Genomic DNA, 19,971 nt, shown 5'->3' with positions numbered 1-19,971 from the left:
TGCCAGGCACGGCAGGCCCGCAAGCGGCGTGCCCGGCCGCAGGTCGGCAGACCGCGATCGCGCGGGTCGGCACCGCCTTCCACGCACGCCGTGGTGAGCATCACCACGTCGTGGCGAGAGGGACGTACGGCTCGGTGCTCGGCGGCACGCCCTCGTGCTCGAGGGTGAAGCCCATGATCTCGCTGAAGACCGGCGCCGCGACCACCCCGCCGAAGATCGAGGAGTGCGGGTCCTTGAGGAAGACCGACACCGTGTACTGCGGGTCGTCCGCCGGGGCCACGCCGATGAACGACGCCATGATTCCCGAGAGCTGCCCGTCGGCACCCGCTGCCTCAGCCGTGCCCGTCTTTCCCGCGATCCTGTAGCCGGGGACGGCGGCGCTCGACCCGGTGCCCTCCTCGACGACCGACTCCATCATGTGCAGCACCGTGTCGGCCGTCTCCTGTGAGACGACGCGCTCCGGTGCGGGGGTGTCGGCGGGCACGAACGTACCGTGCTCGACCGTCGTCCCGGCGACGATGCTCGGCGTCGTCCGGAGGCCGCCGTTCGCGATCGTCGAGAAGACGCTCGTTGCCTGGATCGCGTTCACCGCGACGCTCTGCCCGAACAGCACGGCGTACTCGGTGCGCCCGTCCCACTCGTCGGCCGGGTGGAGGATGCCCGCGGACTCCCCCGGTAGCCCGAGACCGGTCGTCTCCCCGAACCCGAACTTGCGCAGGTAGTCGTACCGCACCTGCTTGGGGATCTGCTCGCCCACCTGGACCGTGCCGGTGTTCGAGGACTCCGCGAGCACTCCCGCGAGCGTCAGCCGTTGCACCGGGTGGTCGTGCGAGTCCTTGAACGTCTGACCGTTGGGCGTCGTGTAGCGGTCGGCCACCTCGAACTGGGTCGCCGCGTCGGCATACCCGCCCTCGATGGCCGCTGCCATCGTGATGACCTTGCCGGTCGACCCGGGGTCGAACACGTTGGACACCGCCCGGCTCGGCCGGGACACCGCGTCGGTCGAGCGGTCGTTGGGGTTCACCGTGCCCGAGTCGGCGAGCGCGAGCACCTCACCCGTCCGCACGTTCTGCACGACGGCGATCGCGAACTGCGCGCCCGTCTCGCTCACGGCGCGGTCCACCGCGTCCTGCGCCTTCCACTGGACGTCGCGCGACACCGTGAGCTGCACCTCGCGCCCGGGCACGGCGTCGACGACCTCGCAGTGGCCGGTCGGGATGAGCTGGCCGCCGAGACCTGTCTCGCACCGTCGAAAGCCCGGTGTGCCGGCGAGGACCTCGTCGTATGCGGCCTCGATGCCGCCCTGCCCGACTTGGTCGCTGTCCACGAAACCCACGAGGTTGCCCGCCACCGTGCTCGCCGGGTAGGTGCGCTCGCTCGTCGGCTCGGTGATGATCCACGCTCGCACGTCGAGGTCCGCGATCGCCCGCTGGACCTCCGGCACGACGTCGCGCTTGAGCACCTTGTACCGGCTCGTACCGTTGAGGAGCGCCGCGAGCTCCGGGGGCGGCATCTGGAGCACCGGCGCGAGCAGCCGTGCCATCCCGACCGCGCCGCCCTCGGTCAGGGGCTCCCCGTCCACGAGGTGCGTCGGTCGCGGCGTGAAGTCGGCGATGGCCTGCTGGTCGGCGACGATCGTGTAGCGGTCGACCGACGTCGCGAGCACGACGCCGTCGGCGTCTGTGACGTCTCCGCGGTGCGCGACGGTCGTCGTGCTGCGCAGGCGTTCGTCGCGCGCCTGGGCGGCGAGCGCGGGACCACGCAACACCTGGACGTGCACGAGCTGCCCCACGAAGAGCGCCACGACCAGCCCGGCGATCACCATGAGCCACCGCTGCCGTCGCTCCGGGCGGCCGGGCTCGCGCGGGGGTCTCGGCGGTCGGGCCGGCCGCGCCGGGGGGCGCGACCCACCGCGCGTCGTCGCGGCCCGCGGTGCGGTCGCCCGGGCCCCGGTCGCGCGCCCCTGCGCCGGACGGGCCGGCGTGGTCCGGGCAGGGGTCGTGCGGGCCGTTCCCGCACGAGCCGGGGTCGTGCGCACGGGACGCGCCGACGACGCGGCCGGTCGCTGCCCGGTCGTGCGTCGCGGTCCCGTCCCCTGCGTCACTGCCCGGCCTCCTCCTGCGGGACGCCGAGGACCGTGCCGTCCGCGAGCCGGACCATCGCCGGGTCCTTCGCCTCGACCATGCCGAGACCGCGGGCCTGCTCGTCCAGCGTCGCCCTGTTGTCGTGGACCTGCGCCTGCAGGCTCTGCGTGTCCTGCGCCACGCGCCCCACCTCCCGGCGCAGCTCCGACATCTCGTAGGAGTTGCGCGCCATCGTCGTGTTCACCAGGAGAGCACACAGGAGCGCCGCACCGAGGAGCGACATGCACAGGACGAGGAACGGGACGCGCGAGCGCGCCTGCAGCGGCGCACGCACGAGCTCCAGCCGGGAGCGCGCGCCGCGCTCGGCGGCGCCACCGGGCAGGGCGGTCAGGTCGGGGCGGCGCGCCGGTGCCGGCCTCGCCGTGCGCGGGAGCGGGCGGGCGGTCGCTGCGGACCTCTGTGCGCTCATCGTGTCCTCTCCCCCGGGTCGTTCGGTCTGCGGGTCGGTCGGTGGGTCGGGCCGCCCGAGCTCGGGCGGCGGGACGGGCGGCGGTGGTCGGGGGTCGGTCGCGTGCGCTCGGCGGCACGCAGGCGGACCGAACCGGACCGCGGGTTGTTCTCCCGCTCGACGGGCGACGCCTCCTCGGCGCCCCGCGTCAGCAGGCGCAGGTAGGGCTGGTCCGACTCCGGCACCACCGGCAGCCCGGGCGGCGAGCTGACCGTCGCACCGGCCGCCAGCACGCGCTTGACGATGCGGTCCTCGAGCGAGTGGTAGGACTCGACGACGATGCGGCCGCCGACCGCGAGCGCCTCCACCGCGGCCGGCACGGCCCGCTCGAGGACCTCGAGCTCGCCGTTCACCTCGATGCGCAGCGCCTGGAAGGTCCGCTTGGCCGGGTTGCCGCCCGTCGTGCGCGTCGCCGCCGGGATGGACGCGCGCACGAGGTCGACGAGGTCGGCGCTGCGCGTCCAGGGACGCTCCTCACGACGGCGCACGACTGCCCGCGCGATGCGCTGCGCGAACCGCTCCTCGCCGTACTCGCGCAGGATGCGCGTGAGCTCGCGCTCGTCGTACGTGTTGAGGACGTCGGCCGCCGTGCTGCCCGTGGTCGCGTCCATGCGCATGTCCAGCGGGGCGTCGTGGGCGTAGGAGAACCCGCGCTCGCTCTCGTCGATCTGCAGCGACGACACCCCGAGGTCCATGAGCACGCCCTGGACCGGGCCGCCCACGACCTCCGCGACGACGTCGCCGATCTCGTCGTACACGGCGTGCACCGCGCGGAACCGGTCGCCGAACCGTGCGAGACGCCGCGACGCGCGGTCGATCGCCTCGGGGTCGCGGTCGATGCCCACGACGCGCGCCGTCGGGACCTGGTCGAGGACGGCCTCCGTGTGGCCGCCCATGCCGAGCGTGCAGTCGACCAGCACCGCCCCGGGCTCCGCGAGCGCCGGTGCGAGGAGGTCGACGCAGCGCTGGAGCAGCACGGGGACGTGCCGCTGTGCGGCGTCGTCGGATGTCGTCATGGCCGTGCTCTCCTTCCTCGTCGGTCTCGCGTCGTCGTGCTGTCGTCCGTCCGTGCGTCCGGGGAGCCGCCTCGTACGGTCAGGTCTCCCTCCGCGTCCTTTCTGGCGCCGGGGAAGTGCGCCAGACCGGGCGGGAGGAGGCCTCACCGTGCGAGGGCCCTCCGTCCTACCTCGTGCTCGTCGTGCTCGTCGCTGCTAGAAGCGCAGGTCGGGGAACACCTCCTCGGCGGTGTCGGAGTACGCCGACTCCTGCTCCGCGAGGTACGTCTCCCAGGCCTGCGCGTCCCAGATCTCGACCCTCGTCCCGGCGCCGATCACGGCGACGTCGCGGTCGAGACCCGCGTAGGCCCGCAGCGGCGCCGGGATCGAGACGCGCCCCTGCCGGTCCGGGATCTCGTCGCTCGCCCCCGAGAGGAAGACGCGCAGGTAGTCCCGTGCCTGCTTGCTCGTCACCGGTGCCTGACGGACCTGGTCGTACATGCGCCGGAACTCGTCCATCGGCAGCAGGAACAGGCAACGCTCCTGCCCCCGCGTCATGACGAGCCCCGGTGCGAGCCGCGGCCGGAACTTCGCCGGGAGGATGAGCCTCCCCTTGTCGTCCAGACGTGGCGTGAAGGTGCCCAGGAGCAGGCCGGAAGAGCCGCCGAGCACGTCGCCCTCGAAGCCGGACATGCACCTGGCACCTCCCCTCCCGCTCCCTGGTCCTCCACCGTACTCCACTTCCCTCCACCGCTCTCGGGGAACTTCCGCAACTTCACCCTGGTCCGTCGAATCTCCGCAGGTCAGCGCAGGTGGAGGAGGGTGGAGGGGAGGACTCCCCATGGCGCGTCGCAGGACCGAGATCGCCCCCGCAGCGATCCCTACCGGGGGCACACCGGGCCCGACGAGGATCCGGGAGCCCCCAGCGGTCGGACGAGGGCTCCGGTTCAACTAGGCTCGTCCCCACCTGCGGTTCTCGTACCATGCCCCTGCGCCACCGACGACGGAGGTCTTCGTGCTCCCCGACATCGCCCCCCTCGCGTCGTCCGACGAGAGCGGCCTCGACGGCCTCGACGAGCTCGTCGAGACGACCGGACGGATCCGGTCGGGCATCGAGTCCGTCGTCACGGGCCGCCCGGACCTCGTCACCATCACCGTCGCGGTGCTCCTCGCGCAGGGACACCTCCTCATCGAGGACGTCCCGGGGGTCGGCAAGACGACGCTCGCGAAGGCGCTCGCGCGGACGATCGACTGCAAGGTCGGCCGTATCCAGTTCACCCCCGACCTGCTGCCGAGCGACCTCACCGGGGTCAACATCTACCGGGCGGCGAACCACGAGTTCGAGTTCCGGCCCGGGCCGGTCTTCTCCAACATCGTCATCGGGGACGAGATCAACCGCGCCTCGCCCAAGACGCAGTCGGCCCTCCTGGAGTGCATGGAGGAGGGCCAGACGACGGTCGACGGGACGACGCACCTGCTCCCCAGCCCGTTCCTCGTCGTCGCCACCCAGAACCCGGTCGAGATGGAGGGCACGTACCCGCTCCCCGAGGCGCAGCGCGACCGGTTCATGGCGCGCCTGACCGTCGGGTACCCCGACCTGGACGCGGAGCTGCGGATGCTCGACCGTCAGGAGGCGGACACGCCGCTCGCGCACCTGCGGCCGGTGACGACCGGTGCGGACGTCCTGCGGTTCGCCGACGTCGTCCGGTCGGTCTACGCGTCCACGGCCGTCAAGCGCTACGTCCTCGGCCTCGTCACCGCGACGCGCGAGCACCCCGGCCTGCGCCTCGGCGCCTCCCCGCGCACCTCGCTGCAGCTCCTGCGGGCCGCCAAGTCCGTGGCCGCGATGTCGGGACGCGACCACGTGCTGCCCGACGACGTGCAGTACCTCGCCGTGCCGGTCCTCGCCCACCGCCTCGTCATCACGACGGAGGCGCGCCTCGCCGGCCAGGACTCCGAGGCCGTCGTCGCCTCGATCGTGGCGCAGACGCCGATCCCCGCCCTGGACGCGACCGAGCGACGCTGACGTGCGCGACTCCCCGCTCCTCGCGAGGCTCCGCCGCACCCGCCGGGGCCTCGCCCGGGCGCGCCCGACGCGTCGTGGCACGGCCGTGCTCGTGGCCGGTGCTGCGCTCGTCGTCCTCGGCGTCACGCTGGGGCTCCAGGACCTCGTCGGGCTGGGCGCCGCGGCGCTGCTCGCGGTCGGCGCGGCGTGGTGCTGGATGACGGTCCGGCGCATCGACCGCGGCCGCGGCGCGCTCCACGTCGCCCGCCGCGTCCAGCCCAACCCCGCCGTGCGCGGCCAGTTCACGACCGCACGCCTCACCGTCGCGGCGGCGCGCACGACGGCGACGACCGCGACGACGCTCTCCCGGCTGCGGATCAGCGAGCAGGCGGCCCACGAGCTGTGCGACCAGGGCTCGCTGCGCGCGCAGGTCGCGACCGTGGGCGACCACATCGCCGTGCGGTACCGCCTGCGCCCGCTGCGGCGGGGCCGGTGGGCGCTCGGACCGCTGCTCACGACCCGGGTGGACCTGTTCGGCCTCGTCAGCGCGACCCAGGAGCTCGGCGACCCGACGTCGGTCGCCGTGTGGCCGCGTACGGTCGAGCTCCCGGTGCGCGGGGCGCGCGCGTTCGGCGAGCACGAGCGCTCGGCGTCAGGCGCCCGGCTCGCCTCGAGCGACGACTCCGTCCTGCGCGACTACGTCGCAGGCGACGACCCCCGGCGCGTGCACTGGGTCAGCGCCGCCCGGCGCGGACAGCTCATGGTCCGCGCCGACGAGAGTGCCGGCCTGCCGCCCGTCACCGTGCTCCTCGACCGAGGTCTCCTGCCACACCCGGAGCTCGCCGCCTCGAGCTCCCGCGCCCTCGCCGACGGCGAGTGGGCGGTCGAGTGCGCGGCGTCGATCGCAGTCTCGCTCCTGCAGGCCGGCCATCCGGTGCGGCTCGTCCCGACGTCGCTCGCACCCGTCGTCTCCGGCATCGGCTTTCGCGTCAACAGGTCGGGCGAGGGGCCCGCAGACCTCCTCGACGCGACCGTCGACCTCCATGGCCACCACGCGGTGGCAGACGTCGACCGGTCCGTCGTCGCGACCGCCGACGCCCTGCGTCGTGACCGCCGGCCGGGAGAGATCACCGTCGCGGTGCTCGGGCCCCTCGGCTCCGTCGCCCGGCACACCGTCGCCGCGATGGCCTCCGACGGGCTCCACCGGGCGCTCGTCGTGAGCCCCCGGCCGTGGGCCCCGGAGCACGCCGACGCGCTCGAGACCGTCTCCGCCCTGCGGGCGACCGGGGGCCATGCCGTCCTCGTCGACCCGTCCGCGCCGCTCGAGCGCGCCTGGACCCTGCTCGTGGAGGGCTCGCGATGACCAGACCCGGCACCACGGTCCCGAGCGGCCTCGCGCTGCGCGTCCTCGCGACCAGCGCGTGCGTCGCCGTGGCGGTCGTCGCGTCGACGTACGCGCTGGGGAGCGTCATCGGTCCGGGTGGCTGGACCGGGACGGCGACGCGGACGATCGCGCTGCTGGCACTCGTGACCGGGCTGTCCCGCTACGCCCTCGAGCGCTCGCACGCGGCGCGAGGCGAGACGCTCGCGCCGCCCGCCGCCCTGCTGCCGTCGCTCGCCGGCCTCGTGGTGGGCCTCTGGGCGCTCCTCGGCCTGTACGGCGGACCGACGGACCGGTTCTCGCTGCTCATCGGACTGACGAACGTCGACCGCCTCGTCTCCCGGCTCACCACGGCTCGTGATCTGACCCTCGCCGAGGTGGCACCCATCGACCCGAGCCTCCCGATCGCGCTCATGGCGGTGGGCGGCGCCGTCGTCGTGTTCCTCGTGGCGGACCTCATGGCGGGAGGGCTCCGGCTCGGCGCCGGCGTCGCCCTGCCCCTGCTCGCGTTGTGGGTGCCCGGGCTCGTCATCGTCGGCGAGGTGCCGCCCGTGGCGTTCGTCGTGACCGTGACCGCGCTCGTCCTGCTCCTGGCCGTCGACAACCCGCACCGCACGGTGCGCCGCGGGCGGACCGGGGCACGCGGCGCCGACGACCGGGCCGTGGGCGGCCTGCGCGCCGTCGGAGCCGTCGTCACCGCGCTCGCCGTCGCGATCGTCGGCCTGGGCATCGGGACGGCGAGCGCCTCGCTCCCCGAGATCGCCTCGGCGTCCTGGTCCCGGCTCTTCGCGTCGGCCGGGCAGACCGTCCGGCTCTCGGACGACCTCGACATGCGCCGCGACCTCGCCGAGCGCTCCGACGAGGTGGTCCTGCGCTACCGCACGGACGGCGACGACGTCGGCCCGCTGCGGGTCTTCACGCTCACGGGCTTCGACGGGACGAACTGGCGGCGCGGCGCGGACCGCGACGGCGAGCCGGTCGACGGGGACCAGGTCCTGTGGCCGGACGAGACCGTGGGCGAGGAGCCGACGACGGTGGACGTCACGCTCGAGTCGCTGCGCGACACCAAGCTTCCCGTCCCGACGGAGCCCCGCACGCTCGACATCGGCGGCGAGTGGTCGTACGATCCCGTCCGCGACGAGGTCGTCGGCGCGCAGCCCACGGACGAGGGGACGTCCTACGAGCTCGAGGTCTTCCCGCGCCCTCTCGACGCCGAGTCGCTGCGCACGGCGTCGGGCAGCGACCCGGACGACCCCAACTACCTCGACGTGCCGGCCTCCGATCACGAGCAGGACATCCGCGACCTCGCGACGGCGGTCGCCGGCGGCGCGACGACGCGGTACGACCAGGCGCTCGCCCTCCAGACCTACTTCCGCGACACGTCGCAGTTCACGTACTCGACCGAGATCCCGCCCGGCGAGTCGGGCGACGCGGTGTGGGACTTCCTCGAGGACCGTACGGGCTACTGCGTCCAGTTCGCGACGGCGATGACGATGATGGCGCGGTCGCTCGGTATCCCGGCGCGACTCGGCGTGGGGTTCCTCCCGGGCGACCAGGTGAGCGACACCGGCTACCAGGTCACGGGCCGGGACTCGCACGCCTGGCCGGAGCTCTACTTCCCGGGGCAGGGCTGGGTGCGGTTCGAGCCGACGCCGGCGCAGCAGACCGGGCCGACGCCGCGCTGGGCGACCCCCGTGAGCGTCACGCCCGGAGGGGTGTCCGACCCGGGCAACGTGCCGACGCCGGGCGCCGCGACGCCCGCTCCGTCGGTGCCTGCGAGCCAGGCCCCGGACGCGCCGGGCGTCGGTGGGACGCTGGAGGACGGGCAAGGCGAGGGCGCGCCCTGGCCGGTCGTCGTCGGGGTCGCCCTGCTCGTCGTGGCCCTCGTGGTCGGGGCGGTCTGGATGCTGGTTCGCAGGCGCACGCGAGACGAGGGGCTGCACGACGCCGAGGACGCGTGGCGCGAGCTCGTCGAGCGGCTCGGCGGTCTCGGCGTCCGGTGGCCGTCGTCGACCACGCCGAGACAGGTCCCGGAGAAGGTCCTCACGGCGCTGCTGGCGCAGCGCGGCCCGCACCCGCTCGACGAGGACCTCGCCGAGACGATCGCCGAGCTCGCGACGGCGCTCGAGGACGAGCGGTACGCACGGCGCCCGCGAACGCTCGCGCCCGAACGCCTGCGCACGCTCGTCGACGCCGTCGTCGGCGCGGTGGAGCAGTCGCTCAGCGACCGTCCTGCTCGCGTCGACGGTCCCAGCGCTCTTCCAGTCGGCTGAGGAGCGGCTTGCGCCCCGCCTTGCTCTTCGCGGCCGGACGCACGGTGCCGTCGGGCTCGACGGTGCCGGACGGACCGCTCTTGGACGGGCGCGGCCCCTGGAAGACCAGCACGACCCCGGCGAACATGAGGACGAACCCCACGACGCCGATCCATGTCTGGGACATGGCGGCGCCGAGCACCAGGAGCAGCAGGCCACCGACGACGCCCACTCCTGCCAGGACGTAGCGCAGCGCCGAACGTCGTCGTGGCGCCTGGAACGTGTTCGCCAACCGCGGATCGTCCGAGGTGAGCGCGCGCTCCATCTGCTCCAATACCCGCTGCTCGTACTCAGACAGAGGCATGAGCACCCCGTTTCTCCACGGTGGTCGAATGTCCCCCTCAGGATAGATCGACATCCGCGGGCGTGGTAGTCGAGGGGGCCCTGGAGGGGCCCATGGCGATGGATCTCACCCCGAACCGGCCCCGAACCGCGTCGACGGCCTCCTCCACGCGCCGCCGAGACGCCGACGTCTCCTCGACCGCCTCCTCGAGGGTCGGCTGGACGACCGCCTCGGCGCGCGGCTCGAGCCCCTCGGCTCGCACGCCCACGAGACGGACCGCCAGTCCCCGCAGGTCGACCCCGGCCACGAGCTCACGGGCCACCAGGTAGATCTCGCGTGCCACGTCGGTCGGGGCTCCGAGCGTCCGCGCCCGGGTGACGGTGCGGAAGTCGCTCGTGCGGACCTTGACGCTCACCGTCCGGGTCACCAGGCCCTGGCCGCGCAGCCGGGCGGCGCACCGGTCGGCGAGCTCGAGGACCCGCGCCTGGACCGCGGCGAGGTCGCGCAGGTCGTGGGTGAAGGTGGTCTCGGCACCGATGCTCCGCTCGGACCGCTCCGGCTGGACCGGCCGCGGGTCGCGACCCCACGCGAGGTCGTGCAGGTGGGCGCCCGCGACCTTGCCGACGGCCGTCTGCAACGACGCGACGTCCGTGTCCGCGAGCTCGGCGACGGTACGGATCCCCCACTGGGCGAGGGTCTGCTCGGTCCGCTCCCCCACGCCCCACAGCGCGCCCACCGGGAGCGTGCGCAGGAACGGGACGGTCGCGGCGGCGGGCACGAGGAGCATGCCGTCCGGCTTCGCGTACGTCGACGCGAGCTTGGCGACGAACTTCGTCGTCGCAATGCCCACCGAGCACGTGATCCCGTGCTCGGCCAGCACACGACGGCGCAGCTCGGCACCGATCCGCGTCGGCGCGCCGAGCCGACGGCGTGCGCCGCTCACGTCGAGGAACGCCTCGTCGACGCTCACCTGCTCGACCAGCGCGGTGACCTCGCCTAGGATCCCCATGACCGAGGTCGAGACCTCGTGGTACCGAGCGTGGTCGGGCGGGACGACGATCGCCCGAGGGCACAGCCGGCGAGCGGTGACCATGGGCATCGCCGAGTGCACGCCGAACGCCCGCGCCTCGTACGTCGCGGCCAGCACGACCCCGCGCTCCGCCGCGCCGACGATGACCGGTCGACCCGCGAGCTGCGGCCGACGCGCCAGCTCCACGGAGGCGAAGAACGCGTCCATGTCGACGTGGAGGATCGCGCACCCGTCCTCGTCGTCGCCCCAGTCGCGCCGGACGACGGCGCGCGGTCCCCGGCTCACGTCCGGCTCGGCGCGCTGGTCACGACGCCACGGTCCGCAGCCCTGGCAGGCGGACGAAGCCCGCCTGCGGGTCGACGAGCATCGCCACCTCGTCCCGGAAGTCCTCCGCGCACGCGACGAGCTCGTCGGCGCGGCGCGCGTCGACGGCGTCGAACCGGCCGGCGTCCACCGCCGCACGCACGCGCGCGCCGCTCGCGAAGTAGACCGACCAGGCGGCAAGGCCGGGCTCGGCGTCGGCCAGCTGGTCCCACACCGGCCGGGCGCGCCCGCGGCGGACGGGCCGCCCGCGCAGCGCGACGACCGCGGCGGCGGCCCGGAGGGCGCCGAGGTGCGCGTGGAGGAACCGCTCCGCGGGGTTCGTCGCGAGCGACGCCGCGACGAGCTCGGCCTCCGCGCGCGCCAGCAGCCGGTGCACCTCCGCCGGTACGGCGGCCGGACCTCTCACGCCTGCGTCGTTCGTCATCGCGCACCTCCCGCTCCCACTATCGAACACGTGTTCGACTCCTGTCAACGTCGTCACCGGACGTGCCCGGTGTGCCCGTACCGTGGGCGCATGGCCCGCCGCACCGCCCGTCGCTCACCAGGATCCTCGGGGCCACCCACATCGCCCCGGCGACGAGGCACGGGGCCCCGTCCTGCGGAGCTGCCCACGGAGCCGGTCCCGACGTCCACCGGGACGGCGCACGTCGAGCGCGACCCCGACCGTCCCTCAGCGGTGACGCTGTACGTCAACGGCGTCCCGAGCTCCCACCTCGACCTGGACGACCCCGGGATGCTGGCGTTCGAGTACATGCAGCAGATGGCGGCCGTCGTCGACGAGCTCCCCGCGGGCCCGCTGCGCGTCCTGCACCTCGGCGCGGCGGGATGCACCCTCGCGCGGTGGGTCGAGCACAGCCGTCCCGGCTCGAGCCAGGTCGGCATCGATCTCGACGCCCGGCTGCTCGAGCTCGTGCGCGAGTGGTTCGACCTGCCGCGCTCCCCCCGTCTGCGCCTTCGCCCGGACGACGCCCGCCACGCCGTGGCGAGCCTGCCCGAGGAGTCGTTCGACGTCGTCGTGCGGGACGTGTTCGACGGCGACCGGACCCCCGAGCACCTCGTCACGCTCGGTGCCGTGGCAGACGTGCGGCGGGTGCTGCGCCCTGGCGGTGTCTACCTCGTCAACTGCGCCGACCGGCCTCCGCTCACCACGACCCGGCGCGAGCTCGCGACGATCGCCGCCGCGCTGACAGGTCCCCCGGCGCGGGGCCCCGCCGGCCCGGCCGGCACCACCGGCGCACGCCTCGCCGCGATCGCCGAGCCCGCGCAGCTCAAGGGACGGCGCTACGGCAACGTCGTGCTCGTCGCGGTGCGCGACGGCGGGACCCTCGATCTCGACGGTCCCGGCCTGGCGCGCGCCGTCCGTTCGCTCCCGGCCCCGGCGCGCGTGCTCGCCGGGTCGGAGCTCACGGCGTTCGTGGGCCCGGCCACGCCCTTCACGGACCCCGTGGGACCCGTGCCCGCGGACGGCTCGGCACGAGGGGCCTGAGACGGCAGGAGCCGCACCCCGTGCCGGGTGCGGCTCCTGCGGGACTGCTCTCCGACCGGGCGGCGCCGGCCGGGACGTCGGAGACGTCAGAGCGGGCGGACCTGCTCCGCCTGCGGGCCCTTGGGGCCCTGGGTGATCTCGAACTCGACCCGCTGCGCCTCTTCGAGCGTGCGGTACCCGTTCGTCTCGATCGCCGAGTAGTGCACGAAGACGTCGGCACCGCCGCCGTCCTGCGCGATGAAGCCGTAGCCCTTCTCGGCGTTGAACCACTTCACAGAACCCTGCGCCATGCTGTTCCTCTGACCTTCTGTCCATCCGGGACATCAGCGAGCGGACCCTTCGTCCACCCCCGGTGCGCCGCAATGTCATGCCCCACGTCCTTCGCCGGCGGCCCGGCCGGGGACGGCCGGCAGGTCCCGTCGCGGCCCGCCCCGCCGGGCAGAACCACGCGTGACCTGCACCGGGTCGTGCGCAGGTACGTCACTGCAACGGGTGACAGTGTGGCACGCGCCGTGTGAGGTCCGCCACGCCGACTCGCCGCTCTCGTGAGCATTTTTCAGCACATAGCACCCCGGGGACACGGGGCCGCCCGATGCCGTCAGTCGCCGGCCTGCTGGGCGAGGAACCGCTCGAACTCCGCGCCGAGCTCCTCCGCGGTCGGGATGGGTGCCGACTCGGCGAGCAGGCTCGTGCGCCCGACGGAGCGCGCGAACGCGTCGTACTGCTCCTCGAGCGCCCGCACGACGGCGGCGACCTCCTCGGAGTCGCGGACCTGGCGCTCGACCTCCGTCGTCGCGTCCTGCGCGGCCTCGGCGAGCCCCGCCGTCGCGAGGTCGAGCCCCGTGACCCGCTGGACCTGCTCGAGCGCGACGACCGCCGCGGGCGGGTACGCCGACTGCGCGAGGTAGTGGGGAACGTGGACCGTGTAGCCGACCGCGTCGTGACCCGCGCGGCCGAGCCGGAGCTCGAGGAGCGCGGCGAGGCTCGCGGGGACCTTCACGGTGCCGAACCACGACGAGTGCTCGCCGAGCAGCTCGGGCCGCGTCGCGTGCGCGGTCACGGACAGCGGGCGCGTGTGCGGGATGCCCATGGGGATCCCGTGGAAACCGACCGTGAGCGACACGCCCAGCCGCTCGACGACGTCGCGCACCGCGGCGACCACGCGCTCCCACTGCACGTCCGGCTCGGCTCCGTGCAGGAGCAGGAAGCCGCTGCCCTCGGCGTCGCGCACGTGGTCGATCACGAGGTGCGGCTCGTCGTAGTCGCTCCAGCGGTCGGTGCTGAAGGTCATGGTCGCGCGCTTCGAGCGGTAGTCGAGGAGCTGGTCGACGTCGAACGTCGCGACGCGCGTCACCTCACCGATCTCGAGCAGGTGCTCGACGGCGATCTCGCCCGCGTTCCCGGCGTCCACGAACCCCGCCACGGCGTGCAGCAGCACGGGCCCCGCACCGGGTTCGGGAGCCGTCGGCCACAGGCGTGCGACGGCCTGCTCGTCGAGCTCGTAGATCCCTCGAGGGTCCAGCATGCTTCCTCCTCGTCACGTCCTTGCCACCTCTGCGCCCCGGCACCGCGAGCGGCGCCCAGGGCCTGAGGACCGTAACAAGAGGGGTCGCCTGATCCTTCCCGCGCAGGTCGGGCGCGGCCGGAGCCGCGTGCTCAGCGACCCGGCAGGCGCACTACCGAGACGAAGAAGTCGTCGATCTGCCGCACGACGTCGATGAACCGGTCGAAGTCGACGGGCTTGGTCACGTAGGCGTTCGCGTGCAGCGAGTAGCTGCGCACCACGTCCTCCTCGGCCTCCGACGTCGTGAGGACGACGACCGGGATCTTGCGCAGCGCCTCGTCCTCCTTGAGCTCGGCGAGGACCTCGCGGCCGTCCATCCGGGGCAGGTTCAGGTCGAGCAGGATGAGGTCGGGCGTCGGGGCGTCGGCGTGCTCGCCCTGCTTGCGCAGGAACTCGAGCGCGCTCACGCCGTCGGAGACCACCGAGAGGCGGTTCGTGACCTTGTGGTCCTCGAACGCCTCGCGCGTCATGAGCACGTCGCCGGGGTCGTCCTCGACCAGCAGGACGTCGATCGGCAGGCTGGCGTTGCTCATGCGGTGCTCTCCTCGTCGTCGTGGCGCGCGCGGGGTGCCGTCTCCTGCGTCGCGTCGCGGTCGGAGCGAGCGTAGCCGACCTGGGCGTGCACGTACGCGTGGGCGAGGGTGAAGCGGATCGTCGTGCCACCCTCGCGCGGCTCGATCCAGATGCGGCCGCCGTGGTACTCGACGATGCGCTTGCACAGCGCGAGGCCGATGCCCGTGCCCTCGTAGACGTCCTTCGCGTGCAGGCGCTGGAAGATGACGAACACGCGCTCGGCGTACTGCGGGTCGATCCCGATCCCGTTGTCGGCGACGGAGAGCTCCCAGTGCGTGTCGCGCGCGAGCACGCCGACGTGCACGACGGGCGCGCGGTCGGGGTCGCGGAACTTCAGCGCGTTGCCCAGGAGGTTCGCGAGGAGCTGGTGCAGCAGGGCGCGCTCGCCGACGACGACGGGCAGCGGGTCGTGCGTGATCGTGGCTCCGGTCGCGGCGATGGTCTCGGAGGCGTCCTCGACCACGGTCTCGAGCGCACGCTCGAGGTCCACGTCGACCCGCTCGGCACCGGTGCGCCCGACCCGGGAGAACCCGAGCAGGTCCTGGATCAGGCGTTGCATGCGCTTGGCGCCGTCGACCGCGAAGTCGATGTACTGGTCCGCGCGCTCGTCGAGCTCGCCCCCGTACCGCTTCTTGAGGAGCTGGGTGAAGCTCGCGACCTTGCGCAGAGGCTCCTGCAGGTCGTGCGAGGCGACGTAGGCGAACTGCTCGAGGTCGCGGTTCGAGCGCTCGAGCTCGCTCGCCTGCTCGGCCAGGAGCTCGTGCGAGCGTGCGGCGTCCTCGTGCGAGGACTTGATCTCCGCGACCTGGTTCACTAGCTCGACCCGCATGTGCTCGACGTCCTTCGCGAGGTCGGCGATCTCGGCCGGACCCGAGGTCACGACGGGCTCGTCGAGCTGGCCCGAGCTCACGAGCCGCACCCGGTGCGCGAGCGCCGCCATCGGATCCGTCACCCAGCGCTTGAGGCAGACCCACAGGATGATGCCCACGGCGAGCGCCGAGCCGACGAGGACCAGGACGCTGCCGAACAGCGCGCGGCTCCACCGGTCGAGGGCGTCGACGTGCTCGAGGCGGTCCGCCCGCAGCGCGGCGACGTAGTGGGACGTGTCCGCCCGTGCCTGCCCGAACAGCTCCGCCCCGCGCGCCTGGTCGCCGGCCCGCACGCGTCCGGGCCCTACGTCCTCGGTCCTGGCGATCGCCGGCTCGGCATACTGCGCGACCCAGGCGCGGACGGAGGCGTCCGCCTGCTCCGTCGTCGTGGCGAGGTCGTCGTCGAGATCCAGGCCTGCGAGCACGTCCGGGTCCGGGACGACTCCCGCGGCGTCCGGTCCGACGGCGCGCGTGTAGGCCTCGAGCGCCGTGTCGTCCCCCGTGGCGACGAACGCGCGCACCGCGACCTCGGCGTCGAGCAGGCCGACGTAGGCCGCGTCCGCCTGCGTGACGGCCTCGAAGTAGGGCCCGGTGACCTCGGCCTGCAGCGTGAGCACGCGGGAGAGCGCGATCGCCGACGTCGCGAGGACCCCGAGCAGGATCACCCCGGCGACGACGAGCGCCCAGCCGAGCCTGCGGCGCAGCGTCGGAGCACGGGTCTCGGCACGGGTCGGCGCACCGCGCGGACCGTCCGGCGTCGCGCTCACCGCGCCCACTCGTCGGAGTCCGCGAGGGTCGCGGTGCGCTCGCCCGGGGACGCGGTGTCGCCGCCCCAGCCGATGACGAGGAGCGCGGCGTCGTCCGCCAGGGGCCCACCGTGCAGGTCCCGCACGCGGTGGAACACGCGCTCCACGACACCTTCGGTGCCGTGCTCGAGCGCGGCGTCCACGGCGCGGCGCAGGCCCTCGACCCCGACGCGCTCCGGTCGTGCGCGCAGGCCGGCACCGGCGCCCTCGGGTCCCGCCACGGTCGCCTCGACGAGGCCGTCGGTGTAGAGCATGAGCGCCCAGCGCTCCCCCAGGTCCACCTCCTGCGGCGTCCACCCGCCCGAGACGGGGATGCCGAGCGCGCGGCCCCGGGCCGTCGGCCGGATCTCCGAGGACGTGTCCCGCAGGAGGAGCGGGGCGAGGTGGCCCGCGAGGTAGATCTCGGCTCGGCGACGGTCTGCGGAGACCACGACCTGGCACAGCGTGACGAAGACCTCCGAGCGTGCTCGCTCCGGCACGAGGACACGCTCGAGCAGCGGCAGGATCCCGGCAGGCTCGGTGTCGCTGAGCACGATCGTGCGCCACGCCGTGCGCAGCGTCGCCCCGAGCGCGGCCTCGTCGGGTCCGTGCCCCGCGACGTCGCCGATGACGCACAGGACGGACCCGTCCGGCCGTTCGACGGCGTCGTAGAAGTCACCGCCCAGGAGGCCGTTGCCGCCCGGGACGTAGCCGACCATCACGTCGAGGCGGTCGTCCTGCACGAGCGGCGTGGGCAGGAGCGCACGCTCGAGCCTGGCCGTCTCCGCGGCGCGGACCTCGCTGCGGTACAGAGCACGCTGCTGCTCGACGGACATGCGGCGCTGGACGGCGTAGCGCACCGAGCGCCCGAGCAGGTCGCCGTCGACCTCGCCCTTGACGAGGTAGTCGTCGGCTCCGGCCGCGACCGCCTGGACGCCGAGGTCGATGCCCGCGTGTCCCGTGAGCACGACGAGCGCGGGCGGGTGAGTCCCGGCCCGGACCCGCTCCACGGCCGACAGGCCCACCGAGTCCGGGAGGCCGAGGTCCAGCAGGACGCAGTCGACGTGGTGGGTGAGGAGCATGTCGAGCGCGGCGTCGAGCGTCGTCGCCCGGTGCAGCTCGACCTTGAGGTTCGCGTCGGAGAGCAGCTCCTCGACGAGGATCGCGTCGCCGTCGTCGTCCTCGACGAGGAGGATCCGCAGCTCGTCGGTCGGAGCGAGCACGGCACGCTGCGGGCGCGACACGTCGCCCCGTGCCGAGCGCCCCTCGGGGGGGACCTGCCGGTCGTTCTCCGTCACGACGCCGGCTCCCGTCTGGTCGCCATGGGCCCCGATCCTAGCGGGCGGGTCGCTTCCGGCCCTGCCGGGCGAGCGCGTGTCTGCGACAGGCTCCCCGTGCGCCATAATGGACGGCCGCACCGGCGGGCACGACGGGGAGCGCGGCACGGGTCGACGAAGGGACAGCGTGGGACGCATCGACGAGCTCCGGCTCGAGCAGGAGGTCGTGGACACCCTCTACGCGCGCCTCGACGAGCTGCGGGCGGCGGCACGCGCACGGCTCGACGCCGTGCGGCGCTCGGGCCCCTCCGGCTCCCCGCAGAACCGCAGCGAGCGCGACGCGTTCGCGACCCTCTACGAGGACCGCGTCGCCCAGCTCGACGCGGTCGAGGACCGCCTGGCGTTCGGCCGCCTCGACCTCGACGACGGCGCCGCCCGCTACGTCGGCCGCATCGGGCTCGCCGACGCCGAGCACACGTCCCTGCTCACCGACTGGCGCGCTCCCGCCGCCCAGGCCTTCTACCGCGCGACCGCGGCGCACCCCGACGGCGTCGTGCGCCGTCGCCACCTCGTGACGCGCGGACGCGAGGTGACCGGGATCGAGGACGAGCTCCTCGACCTCGACGCGCCGGCCGACGTCACCGGGACCTCGCTGTCCGGCGAGGGAGCCCTGCTCGCCGCCATGGCCGCGGGCCGCACCGGGCGCATGGGCGACATCGTCGCGACGATCCAGGCCGAGCAGGACACGATCATCCGCTCGGCGCTCGCCGGCGCGCTCGTCGTGCAGGGCGGGCCCGGCACCGGCAAGACCGCGGTCGCGCTGCACCGCGCCGCGTACCTGCTCTACGCGCACCGGCGCGTGCTCGAGCGCTCGGGAGTCCTGCTCGTCGGCCCCAGCCTGTCGTTCCTGCGCTACATCGACCAGGTGCTGCCGTCCCTCGGAGAGACGGGCGTCGTCAGCACGACGATCGCGGACCTCCTGCCCGGCGTCGTCGCGGACGGCGACGAGGACCCGCTGGTCGCGCGCGTCAAGGGGCGGGCGGTCATGGCGCGCGCGGTCCTCCGCGCCGTGCGGGCGCGCGAGCGCGTGCCTGCCCACGACGTGCCGGTGCGCCTCGACGGCCGGGACCTCGTGATCCGACGACGTGACGTGCGCGACGCCATCGCCAAGGCGCGGCGCGCGCACAAGCCGCACAACCTCGCGCGCGTGACGTTCGTGCGCGAGATGCTCTCGCGTCTCGTGGACCAGTACGGGACGCAGCTCGGCGAGCCGCTGGTCGGCGAGGACCGGGCGGTCGTCCTCGAGGACCTCCGCTCGCACCACGACGTGCGGGTGGCGCTGAACCTCGCGTGGCTGCCCATCACGCCCGAGCGGCTCGTCGAGGACCTGTTCACCAAGCCGCACCGGCTCGCCGAGGCGGCGCCCGAGCTCTCGGTGGAGGACCAGCGGCTGCTCGCACGGCCGAAGGGCTCGCCCTGGACCCCCGCGGACGTCCCGCTGCTCGACGAGGCCGCCGAGCTGCTCGGGGAGGACGACCAGGCCGAGCGTGCCGAGGCGGCGGCCCAGGCCGCGCAGCGCACGCGGGACCTCGAGTACGCGCGCCAGGTGCTCGAGTCGTCGGGCGCGGGTGCCGGGATCGTCGGGGCCGACGTGCTCGCGGAGCGGTTCGCCGCGAGCGGTCCCCGGCTCACGACGGCGGAGCGTGCCGTGCAGGACCGGTCGTGGACGTACGGGCACGTCGTGGTCGACGAGGCGCAGGAGCTGTCGGCGATGGCGTGGCGCATGCTCGTGCGCCGCTGCCCGACGCGCTCGTTCACGATCGTCGGGGACGTGGCGCAGACGTCGTCGCCCGCGGGCGCCCGCTCGTGGAGGGGGATGCTCGACCCGGTGTTCCGTGACGCGTGGCGGCTCGCGGAGCTCACCGTCAACTACCGCACGCCCGCCGCGGTCGCGGACGCGGCCCGCCGCGCGGCCGTCGCCGCGGGCCTGCCGGTCTCGCCGCTGACGTCCGCGCGCGAGGTGCCGGACGCGCTGCGCGTCGTCGCCGTCGGCCCCGTCGGCGCCGCCGGACCGGCCGCCCCCGCCGGGCCCGACCGCACGGCGGACCTCGTCGCCGCGGTCCGCGCGCAGGTCGAGGCCGCGCGCGCCGAGTTCGTGGCGGACGACGCCGGCCGCGTCGCCGTCGTGGCGGCGCGAGCGAGCGTCGCGCACCTGCGCGCGGCGCTCGGCGTCGAGGACGGCGGCGCCGACGAGACGGTCGTCGTGCTCGACCCAGTGGAGGTCAAGGGCCTCGAGTTCGACGCGGTCGTTCTCGTCGAGCCGGCCGACGTCGCGGCGGGGCCCTCGGGGGCGTCCGACCTGTACGTCGCGATGACGCGGCCGACGCAGCGGCTCGTCCTCGTGCACGCGCGCGAGCTGCCGGCGGGGATCGTGGAGCCGGGCGGGGCGTGATCGGGAGGTCGTTCACCTCGTCCCGAGGGTCAAGACCCGTTTG

Annotated in this window: 17 protein-coding genes; 5 read left to right on the top strand and 12 right to left on the bottom strand. The window is 74.3% G+C overall.

The features are described from left to right. Positions 1-100: 100 nt before the first annotated feature. The 4 genes from AC4H2H_RS12560 to mraZ all read right to left on the bottom strand — a co-directional run bounded on the left by AC4H2H_RS12560 (position 101) and on the right by mraZ (position 4,238). Positions 101-1,825, bottom strand: a complete 1,725-nt coding sequence (locus AC4H2H_RS12560) for a peptidoglycan D,D-transpeptidase FtsI family protein (RefSeq protein ID WP_494371145.1) — start codon at positions 1,823-1,825, stop codon at positions 101-103. A 275-nt stretch (positions 1,826-2,100) separates the two neighbouring features. Then, positions 2,101-2,553, bottom strand: coding sequence for a cell division protein FtsL (gene ftsL, locus AC4H2H_RS12555; RefSeq protein ID WP_494371144.1), 453 nt, complete (start codon positions 2,551-2,553; stop codon positions 2,101-2,103). Continuing rightward, positions 2,550-3,608 (bottom strand): 16S rRNA (cytosine(1402)-N(4))-methyltransferase RsmH, encoded by a 1,059-nt coding sequence (gene rsmH, locus AC4H2H_RS12550; protein WP_494371143.1) that lies wholly within the window; start codon positions 3,606-3,608, stop codon positions 2,550-2,552. The genes ftsL and rsmH overlap by 4 nt, the downstream gene beginning before the upstream one ends. Before the next feature lie 195 nt (positions 3,609-3,803). Continuing rightward, entirely contained in the window at positions 3,804-4,238 is a 435-nt protein-coding gene (gene mraZ, locus AC4H2H_RS12545) for a division/cell wall cluster transcriptional repressor MraZ (protein ID WP_483776827.1), read from the bottom strand. 364 nt (positions 4,239-4,602) lie between these two features. On the opposite strand from mraZ, the gene AC4H2H_RS12540 reads away from it, so the two are divergent. Genes AC4H2H_RS12540 through AC4H2H_RS12530 form a run of 3 tightly spaced genes read left to right on the top strand, consistent with a single transcriptional unit; the run spans position 4,603 to position 9,246 of the window. Then, a complete protein-coding gene (locus AC4H2H_RS12540; RefSeq protein WP_494371142.1) occupies positions 4,603-5,613 on the top strand; it encodes an AAA family ATPase in 1,011 nt (336 codons plus the stop codon). Between the two features lies 1 nt (position 5,614). Next, positions 5,615-6,955, top strand: coding sequence for a DUF58 domain-containing protein (locus AC4H2H_RS12535; protein ID WP_494371141.1), 1,341 nt, complete (start codon positions 5,615-5,617; stop codon positions 6,953-6,955). Further along, positions 6,952-9,246 carry a transglutaminase TgpA family protein gene (locus AC4H2H_RS12530; RefSeq protein ID WP_494371140.1) on the top strand — a complete coding sequence of 765 codons (2,295 nt, stop codon included), beginning with the start codon at positions 6,952-6,954 and terminating at the stop codon, positions 9,244-9,246. Before AC4H2H_RS12535 ends, AC4H2H_RS12530 begins: the two co-directional genes overlap by 4 nt. Here the strand turns inward: AC4H2H_RS12530 and AC4H2H_RS12525 are convergent. The 3 genes from AC4H2H_RS12525 to AC4H2H_RS12515 are packed head-to-tail and all read right to left on the bottom strand — an operon-like array spanning position 9,194 to position 11,346. Then, entirely contained in the window at positions 9,194-9,589 is a 396-nt protein-coding gene (locus AC4H2H_RS12525; protein WP_494371139.1) for an SCO2097 family morphological protein, read from the bottom strand. The genes AC4H2H_RS12530 and AC4H2H_RS12525 overlap by 53 nt on opposite strands. A 37-nt stretch (positions 9,590-9,626) precedes the next feature. Beyond that, on the bottom strand, positions 9,627-10,883 hold the full coding sequence (gene dinB / locus AC4H2H_RS12520; RefSeq protein ID WP_494371138.1) for a DNA polymerase IV: 1,257 nt from the start codon (positions 10,881-10,883) through the stop codon (positions 9,627-9,629). 19 nt (positions 10,884-10,902) lie between these two features. Beyond that, positions 10,903-11,346: an SAV_6107 family HEPN domain-containing protein gene (locus AC4H2H_RS12515; RefSeq protein WP_494371137.1), complete on the bottom strand. Its 444-nt coding sequence runs from the start codon at positions 11,344-11,346 to the stop codon at positions 10,903-10,905. Positions 11,347-11,598: 252 nt separating this feature from the next. Between AC4H2H_RS12515 and AC4H2H_RS12510 the strand changes: the two genes are divergently transcribed. Beyond that, positions 11,599-12,408: a spermidine synthase gene (locus AC4H2H_RS12510; RefSeq protein ID WP_494371136.1), complete on the top strand. Its 810-nt coding sequence runs from the start codon at positions 11,599-11,601 to the stop codon at positions 12,406-12,408. An 86-nt stretch (positions 12,409-12,494) separates the two neighbouring features. Here AC4H2H_RS12510 and AC4H2H_RS12505 read toward each other — a convergent pair whose 3' ends face one another. The 5 genes from AC4H2H_RS12505 to AC4H2H_RS12485 all read right to left on the bottom strand — a co-directional run bounded on the left by AC4H2H_RS12505 (position 12,495) and on the right by AC4H2H_RS12485 (position 17,497). After that, entirely contained in the window at positions 12,495-12,698 is a 204-nt protein-coding gene (locus tag AC4H2H_RS12505) for a cold-shock protein (protein WP_125775282.1), read from the bottom strand. A gap of 308 nt (positions 12,699-13,006) precedes the next feature. Beyond that, on the bottom strand, positions 13,007-13,933 hold the full coding sequence (locus AC4H2H_RS12500; protein WP_494371135.1) for a proteasome assembly chaperone family protein: 927 nt from the start codon (positions 13,931-13,933) through the stop codon (positions 13,007-13,009). Between the two features lie 131 nt (positions 13,934-14,064). After that, positions 14,065-14,505: a response regulator gene (locus AC4H2H_RS12495; protein ID WP_494371134.1), complete on the bottom strand. Its 441-nt coding sequence runs from the start codon at positions 14,503-14,505 to the stop codon at positions 14,065-14,067. Beyond that, positions 14,502-16,181 carry a sensor histidine kinase gene (locus AC4H2H_RS12490; protein WP_494371133.1) on the bottom strand — a complete coding sequence of 560 codons (1,680 nt, stop codon included), beginning with the start codon at positions 16,179-16,181 and terminating at the stop codon, positions 14,502-14,504. The genes AC4H2H_RS12495 and AC4H2H_RS12490 overlap by 4 nt, the downstream gene beginning before the upstream one ends. After that, complete coding sequence (locus AC4H2H_RS12485) at positions 16,178-17,497, bottom strand: PP2C family protein-serine/threonine phosphatase (RefSeq protein ID WP_494371132.1); 1,320 nt, start codon at positions 17,495-17,497, stop codon at positions 16,178-16,180. The genes AC4H2H_RS12490 and AC4H2H_RS12485 overlap by 4 nt, the downstream gene beginning before the upstream one ends. A 106-nt stretch (positions 17,498-17,603) precedes the next feature. Here AC4H2H_RS12485 and AC4H2H_RS12480 point away from each other — a divergent pair, with 106 nt between their 5' ends. Further along, the gene (locus AC4H2H_RS12480; RefSeq protein WP_494371131.1) at positions 17,604-19,928 is read left to right on the top strand and encodes a HelD family protein; all 2,325 of its coding nucleotides are present in this window, start codon (positions 17,604-17,606) and stop codon (positions 19,926-19,928) included. The last annotated feature ends 43 nt before the right edge of the window (positions 19,929-19,971 follow it).

The sequence above is a fragment of the Cellulosimicrobium sp. BMG9.22 genome, assembly GCF_059159975.1.
The sequence above is the reverse complement of the archived record's forward strand: the minus strand, read 5'-3'. Positions and strand labels throughout refer to the sequence as shown.